The sequence below is a fragment of the Oleiphilus sp. HI0132 genome, from assembly GCF_001635845.1.
Genome location: NZ_LWGJ01001240.1, coordinates 1 through 908, shown reverse-complemented (window position 1 = coordinate 908; position 908 = coordinate 1). Strand labels below are relative to the sequence as shown.

The window sequence follows — 908 nt, the reverse complement described above, 5'->3', positions numbered from 1 at the left end:
TTATAATGGATACAAAAAAGGCGGGATAGATTAACTCTACCCCGCCCTTTAAAGACTAACTTAAATCGTTAATCTCGCTAATAGCGATATCCTACCAGCCAGCTTTTTCTTTCAGCGCTGAACCAATATCCGCTAGAGAACGAACAGTCTTCACACCAGCTGCCTCGAGTGCAGCGAATTTCTCATCAGCTGTACCCTTACCACCAGCGATGATCGCCCCAGCATGCCCCATACGCTTACCAGCAGGCGCTGTAACACCCGCTATATACGACACAACAGGCTTTGTTACATTAGCCTTGATGTACTCAGCTGCTTCTTCCTCAGCAGTACCACCAATTTCACCAATCATTACAATAGCTTCTGTCTGGGGGTCGTTCTGGAACATTTCCAAAACATCAATAAAGCTAGTACCTGGTACTGGGTCACCACCAATACCTACGCAACTTGACTGACCGAAGCCTGCATCAGTTGTTTGCTTAACCGCTTCATAAGTCAAAGTACCTGAGCGAGAAACAATACCAACCTTTCCTGGTAGGTGAATGTGACCAGGCATGATACCGATCTTAGTCTCTCCTGGGGTGATAACACCAGGACAGTTTGGTCCAATCATACGAACGCCAGCTTGATCAAGCTTAACCTTCACATCAACCATATCCAAAGTAGGAATGCCTTCAGTAATGGTAACGATCAGCTCGATACCTGCATCAATCGCCTCTAAAATCGCATCTTTACAGAAAGGTGCTGGAACATAGATAACCGTAGCCGTCGCACCCGTAGCTTCAACCGCTTCGCTAACAGTGTTGAATACTGGAAGACCAAGATGAGTCTGACCACCCTTACCCGGACTTACACCACCAACCATTTGCGTGCCATATGCAATAGCTTGCTCTGAGTGGAAAGTACCTTGC

1 protein-coding gene is annotated in these 908 nt (G+C 46.7%); it reads right to left on the bottom strand.

Translation table 11 applies throughout. The features are described from left to right. Window positions 1-91: 91 nt before the first annotated feature. Window positions 92-908: succinate--CoA ligase subunit alpha (sucD, locus tag A3766_RS18260; RefSeq protein ID WP_068642652.1), on the bottom strand; the 817-nt coding region annotated here is incomplete at its 5' end.